This is a genomic window from Flavobacterium sp., assembly GCF_044341185.1.
Lineage (GTDB): Bacteria > Bacteroidota > Bacteroidia > Flavobacteriales > Flavobacteriaceae > Flavobacterium.
In genome coordinates, this window is the sequence record NZ_JBIISE010000060.1 from 1 (window position 1) to 6252 (window position 6252).

Annotated in this window: 7 protein-coding genes; 4 read left to right on the top strand and 3 right to left on the bottom strand. The window is 31.3% G+C overall.

Annotated elements, in window-relative coordinates; all coding sequences use genetic code 11:
• The 4 genes from ACIQZ1_RS09420 to murI form a co-directional block, all read left to right on the top strand.
• A partial coding sequence (locus ACIQZ1_RS09420; protein ID WP_396160775.1) for an outer membrane protein assembly factor occupies positions 1 to 2066 on the top strand: 2066 nt, incomplete at its 5' end.
• 36 nt (positions 2067 to 2102) lie between these two features.
• Positions 2103 to 2915: an OmpH family outer membrane protein gene (locus ACIQZ1_RS09425; protein WP_396160777.1), complete on the top strand. Its 813-nt coding sequence runs from the start codon at positions 2103 to 2105 to the stop codon at positions 2913 to 2915.
• Between the two features lie 51 nt (positions 2916 to 2966).
• Positions 2967 to 3473 carry an OmpH family outer membrane protein gene (locus tag ACIQZ1_RS09430; protein WP_396160779.1) on the top strand — a complete coding sequence of 169 codons (507 nt, stop codon included), beginning with the start codon at positions 2967 to 2969 and terminating at the stop codon, positions 3471 to 3473.
• 73 nt (positions 3474 to 3546) lie between these two features.
• Positions 3547 to 4323: a glutamate racemase gene (gene murI, locus ACIQZ1_RS09435; protein WP_396160781.1), complete on the top strand. Its 777-nt coding sequence runs from the start codon at positions 3547 to 3549 to the stop codon at positions 4321 to 4323.
• Here the strand turns inward: murI and ACIQZ1_RS09440 are convergent.
• The 3 genes from ACIQZ1_RS09440 to ACIQZ1_RS09450 all read right to left on the bottom strand — a co-directional run.
• Positions 4320 to 4835, bottom strand: a complete 516-nt coding sequence (locus tag ACIQZ1_RS09440) for a gamma carbonic anhydrase family protein (RefSeq protein WP_396160783.1) — start codon at positions 4833 to 4835, stop codon at positions 4320 to 4322. The genes murI and ACIQZ1_RS09440 overlap by 4 nt on opposite strands.
• 47 nt (positions 4836 to 4882) lie before the next feature.
• Positions 4883 to 5887 (bottom strand): type IX secretion system membrane protein PorP/SprF, encoded by a 1005-nt coding sequence (locus ACIQZ1_RS09445; RefSeq protein ID WP_396160785.1) that lies wholly within the window; start codon positions 5885 to 5887, stop codon positions 4883 to 4885.
• Between the two features lie 12 nt (positions 5888 to 5899).
• The coding region (locus ACIQZ1_RS09450; protein WP_396160787.1) for a T9SS type B sorting domain-containing protein at positions 5900 to 6252 on the bottom strand (353 nt) is incomplete at its 5' end.

The following is a 6252-nucleotide window of genomic DNA, read 5'->3' on the forward strand; positions in this document are numbered from 1 at the left end:
ATAAAGGAGAGAAAGTAAAAATTAGCGCCATTAATTTTGTTGGAAATGAAAAATTAACCAACAAAAAACTAAAAAAAGCGTTTAAAAACACCAAAGAAAAAAAGATTTATAGAATTTTTAAATCCTCTAAATTTGTCAAAGATAAATACAAAGAAGATCTAGGAACATTGGTAACAAAGTATAAAGAAAAAGGATATAGAGATGCAAGAGTAGTTAGTGAAAATGTTACATATAATAAAGAGAATAACAAAATTAACATTGATGTAAACATTGAAGAAGGAAAAAAGTATTACTTTGGAGATATACGATTTTTAGGAAATACTGTTTATTCTGACCAAGCTTTGAATTCAATACTTGGGATAAAAAGAGGAGAAATTTATAATGGCGTTTTGTTAGAAAAAAGAATTGCCGACAAAACTTCTCCAGACGCAGAAGATGTTACCAATTTATATCAAAATAATGGATATTTGTGGTCAAACATAAACCCTGTTGAAGTAAAAACAGAAAACGATACCATTGATTTTGAAATTAGAATTACTGAAGGCCCAATTGCTTATTTCAATAATATTACAGTTAAAGGAAACGACAAAACAAACGACAAAGTAATTTATAGAGAACTAAGAACTCGACCAGGAGAAAAATGGAATAAAGATTTAGTTATTCGTTCTGTACGTGAATTAGGACAATTAGGATTCTTTGATGCTGAAGCCATTCGCCCAGAGCCTGTAAATATGGATCCAGCAGCAGGAACAGTAGATTTAGATTGGACAGTTGTTGAAAAAGGTTCTAGTCAAGTAGAACTACAAGGAGGTTATGGCGCTGGAGGTTTTATCGGGACACTTGGTCTATCATTTAATAATTTTTCTTTAAAAAACATTTTCAATAAAAAAGCATATCAACCTTTACCGATGGGTGATGGTCAGAAAATGTCACTACGTTTACAAGCTAGTCAAGGTTTTCAAGTGTATAGTTTATCATTTACTGAACCTTGGCTGGGTGGAAAAAAACCAATTAGTTTCTTTACATCCATTTCACACAGTAAACAATTTTTATTTGATTTCAGATCTAGAAATGTAACTAGAGATAAAAGTTTTAATATCTCTACATTAACCGTTGGTTATGGAAAAAGATTAAAAGTGCCAGATGATTATTTCAGTATATCTAATTCCGTTTCTTTTTCGTATTACGACTTAAATAATTACAATACAGGCTTATTTACCTTTGGAAATGGCGCTTCAAGAAACTTAGCATTCAATACCACATTAACAAGAGACAGCAGAGGTTTAGACCCGATTTTTCCTGATAGAGGTTCAAATTTTTCAGTATCGGCTAAATTTACATTACCTTACTCAATGTGGAATGGTGTAGATTATGCTAATTTAGAAAACAAAGAAGAATTTAAACAACGAAATACTAATGTTTCACAAACGGATGCCAATGGAAATTCAATTCCAGTGTATATAGATGTAAATGGTAATAATACGAACGACTTCACTAAAGCTGTTGCAGACCAAAGTTTAGTAGATCAAGAACGTTTTAAATATTTAGAATTTTACAAAGTAAAATTTAGTGGCGATTGGTATACTAAAATTTATAAAAAATTCGTTTTACGTACAAGAGCCGAATTTGGTTTCTTAGGGGCATATAATTCAGATAGGGGTATTGTGCCTTTTGAAAGATTTTATGTAGGTGGTGATGGACTAGCGAATTTTGCTTTGGACGGTAGAGAAGTTATACAATTACGTGGATATCCAAACAATTCACTATCTTCGCAAAATGGAGGAACTGTGTATAATAAATATTCTATGGAATTAAGATACCCAATCACCATGAAACAATCAGCAAAAATTTATGCGATGAGTTTTGTTGAAGCGGGTGCTGCTTTTGATAATTTTAAAACATTTGATCCTTTTAAAGTACAACGTGCTGCTGGTTTAGGATTAAGAGTATTTATGCCCGCTTTTGGATTGTTAGGTATTGATTTTGCTCACGGTTTTGATCCTATTCCCGGTGATACAATTAAAAGTGGATGGCAAACTCACTTTATCATTGGGCAACAATTTTAAATTTTGGCACGATAGTTGAATTTAACATTTACAATTATGAAAAAATATTTTGTTTTACTTTTAAGTTTTGTTTTATTTGCAGTACAAGCGCAGAAGACAACAAAAATTGGTTATATAGACATGGATTATATTTTGGAAAAAGTTCCAGAATATGCAGAGGCCAAAAATCAATTGGAACAAAAAGCAGCTACTTGGAAACAAGAAATTGAAACCAAAAAAAATGAAATAAAAAAACTGAAAGATGCATTAGCATCTGAAAAAGTGTTGTTAACTAAAGAATTAATTAACGATAAAGAAGAAGAGATAAACGTTCTTGAAAAAGACATGCTGGATTATCAACAAAAACGATTTGGACCTCAAGGCGACTTAATGATTCAAAAATCGGCGTTAGTAAAACCTATACAAGACCAAGTTTTTAATGTAGTACAAGATATTGCGGAACAAAGGAAATACGATTTTATTTTCGATAAATCTTCTGATTTAACGATGCTTTTTACTGCAGAACGTTTTGATATTAGTGATTTTGTATTAAAAGCTTTAGAAAGAGCGGGTAAAAAAGTTGAACTAACTAAAAAACAACAAAAAATTCAAGACGCTAAAGATGTAAGGGAATTTGATACGAAAGAAAATCCTGAAATTTTAGAAAAAGAAAAAGCAGTTCAGGCTACAAAAGACGATAGAGAAAAAAAGTTACAAGAGCGTAAAGATGCGATAGCTGCAAAGAAAAAAGAAGCTGATGATAAAAGAGCGGCACTTTTAAAAGAAAGAGCAGAAGCACGTCAGAAATTACTTGACGACCAAAAAGCAAAAAGAGATGCTTTATTAAATAAGAAAAAAGAAAATAAATAAACATAAATAACTAAAACAACAATTAAATAACCCTTATTAAATTAAATTAAAATGAAACAATTTAAAACTCTAATTATTGCAATAGTACTATTTTTTGGTGCACAAGTTGCCACAGCTCAAACTAAAGTTGGTCATATTGATGTAAGTGCATTAATGACTACTATGCCAGCAATGAAAGCAGCAGAAGCTCAATTAACTAAATTGAGAGAAGGCTATGATACTGAATACAAAAAATTAGTAGCAGAATACCAAACAAAAGCAGCTCAATACCAAAAAGAAGCTGAAACTGCAGGAGATCTTTTAAATCAAACGCGTTCTCAAGAAATGCAAGACATGGGGACAAGAATTCAAAAATATCAAGATGATGCATCTAAATCATTACAAGATAAACAAATTGAATTACAAAAACCATTAACTGAAAAAGCATTAGCAGCTATACAAAAAGTTGCACGTGCTAAAGGCGTTCAATACGTATTAGACTCTACTGTTGGAAGTGGTGTCTTATTAGCTGACGGAATGGATTTATTAGCTGACGTTAAAAAAGAATTAGGTTTCTAATAAAATTAAATAAAAAATCCTACAACTGCTCATCTTATTTTTAGATTGAGCAGTTTTTTTTTACATTTGTTTTATGAGCAACAAAAACCCAATTGGACTTTTCGATTCTGGCGTAGGAGGTACATCCATTTGGAAAGAAGTACACACACTTCTACCAAATGAAAGTACTATATATTTGGCAGATAGTAAAAACGCACCATATGGTCAAAAAAGTCAGGATGAAATAATTGCCTTAAGCATAAAAAATACTGAGATATTATTAAACAACAATTGTAAAATTATTATTGTAGCTTGTAATACCGCCACAACAAATGCTATTAAAGTATTAAGAGCAACTTATGACATCCCGTTTATAGGAATTGAACCAGCGATTAAACCTGCCGCATTACATACAAAAACTCAAAAAATTGGAATTTTAGCTACGCAAGGCACTTTAAATAGCGCGCTTTTTCATCAAACTGTTGCTTTGTATTCGGATGTTAAAGTAGTGGAGCAAATTGGTTACGAATTGGTTCAACTCATAGAAAATGGTGCGATGCATTCTGAAAAAATGACACAACTTTTAAAAGATTACTTATTGCCAATGGTTGCTGAAGGTATTGATTATCTTGTTTTGGGATGCACGCATTATCCCTATTTGATTCCACAAATAAAAAAAATAATTCCAAATCATATTAGAATAATTGATTCTGGTGAAGCAGTTGCTAAACAAACCAAACATATTTTAGAAGTGAATAACTTATTTAATACTTCTAATCAAGTGTTTCATTCCTTTTATATTAATAATCCAAAAGAAGTCATGCAAGAATTAGTTGGCACTGCATTTAAAGTGGATTATATGGTTTTTTAGTCTTCTTTAAACCAACTGGAATACATTACGTAATTATTAGAAATTCGGTCAATTTCCCCTGCAAAATCACTTGTATTTAATGCTTTAACTTTTTTTGCTGGAATTCCTGCATAAATAAAACCACTTTCAATGTGTGTGTTTTGAGTAACTACGCTACCCGCTCCTATTATCGAATTACTTTCAACCACACAACCATCCATTATTATGGCGCCCATCCCTACTAAAACATTATCATGAATTGTACATCCATGAACAATGGCATTATGTCCAATAGAAACATTATTTCCAATAATTGTTGGATGTTTTAAATAAGTACAATGTATTACTGCTCCGTCTTGGATATTTACTTTATTTCCAATTGAAATAAAATTTACATCACCTCTAATTACGGCATTGAACCAAACGCTACACTTTTCTCCAAAAGAAACATCACCAACAATCGTTGCATTTTCTGCAACAAAACAATCCGCTGGAATCGCAGGTTTTTTACCTCTAACTTCTTTAATTATCATATAAAAAAATTTATAAAAAAATCCCGAAAAAATCGGGATTAAATATATTAGTTTGAAACTGCTGGACAGTTACAATCGTATGCTTTTGGTTTACAGAATAAGTTTAATCCAATAGTTAATTGGTGGTATCCTGCATTGTCAAATTTAACATCTCCAATTACTTGGTTGTAAGAATAACCTAACATAAACTGTTTAAAATTAACACCTACAAACGGTGTAATATATTGTAATTTTTGTGTATTCACCACACCTTTTTCTTTTGTGTATTGTGTACCTTCAAAACTTGTTCTGTATGATAGTCCTCCCCAAATATTACCAAAATCCATTGCCTTATATACTTTTGCATTTAAATCAATAGCTTTTTCACCTGTTTGTTCTGTAACTTGAAACATAAATGAAGGTTCTACAGAAATATTATCAGTATCTCCAAAATTTGCACCTGCACTCCATAAATATTTTCTTAAGTTATCAGATTCAACTCCCGCTAAATATAATTCTCTTCTGTTAGCAATAAAATTTTTCACGGTTACATGTGTGAAAAAATCCATATAATGATAAGAAGCTCCAATATCTATATTAAAATAAGAATCCTTTTGAGTAATTCCACCATATATTTGCGGATCAAAAACTTTAAATGCCGTCTCATCCAACCTACTTTGAATAAAAGCGGTACTCAAACCAAAAGAAAGCATATTTAAATCAGCTTTTGTACGAGAAAACAATAAATGATGTGCGTAGGTTAATTTTGCACCAGATTGAGAATGATAACCGTTTCTATCATTAAAAGCAATCATTCCTACTCCAGATTTTCCATCCTCATCTAAAGCGGTATTAAAACTCATTGTTTGTAAAGATGGTGCGTCTTGTTGACCAAACCATTGTTGTCTTCCTGTAACTCTTAATTTAGCACAATTTGATGCACCTGCCATAGATGGGTGTATTAAATAATAATTATCGGTTAAATAATCTGTATAAACAGCAATCCCCTCTTGTGAAAATGCCGATTGAAAAAAAATAATTAGGTTAAGTAGTAATAAATTTCTTAGTTTCATAGTAATCTTGTCTTATCTTTTTAACGAAAAATGGGCTTTAAATAATTTTTGTTGGTCTTTTTCTGTATAGTCAATTGTAAACCAATAATCCGTTGATGGCAGTACTGAACCAATATATGTTCCGTCCCAACCTTCACCTAATGGATCAATTTGCTTCACTAGTTTTCCATATCGGTCAAATATATAAATTTTTGCGTTATGTTTTGCTTCTAATCCAATAATTTTCCACGTATCATTGATTCCGTCTCCATTTGGAGTAAAATATTTTGGATAATCAATTACTAATACATCTATAGTTAAGTTCGTACAACCTTCTGTATCTTCTACCATTACTTCATGTGTGCCACCTTGAACGCCTGTGAAAA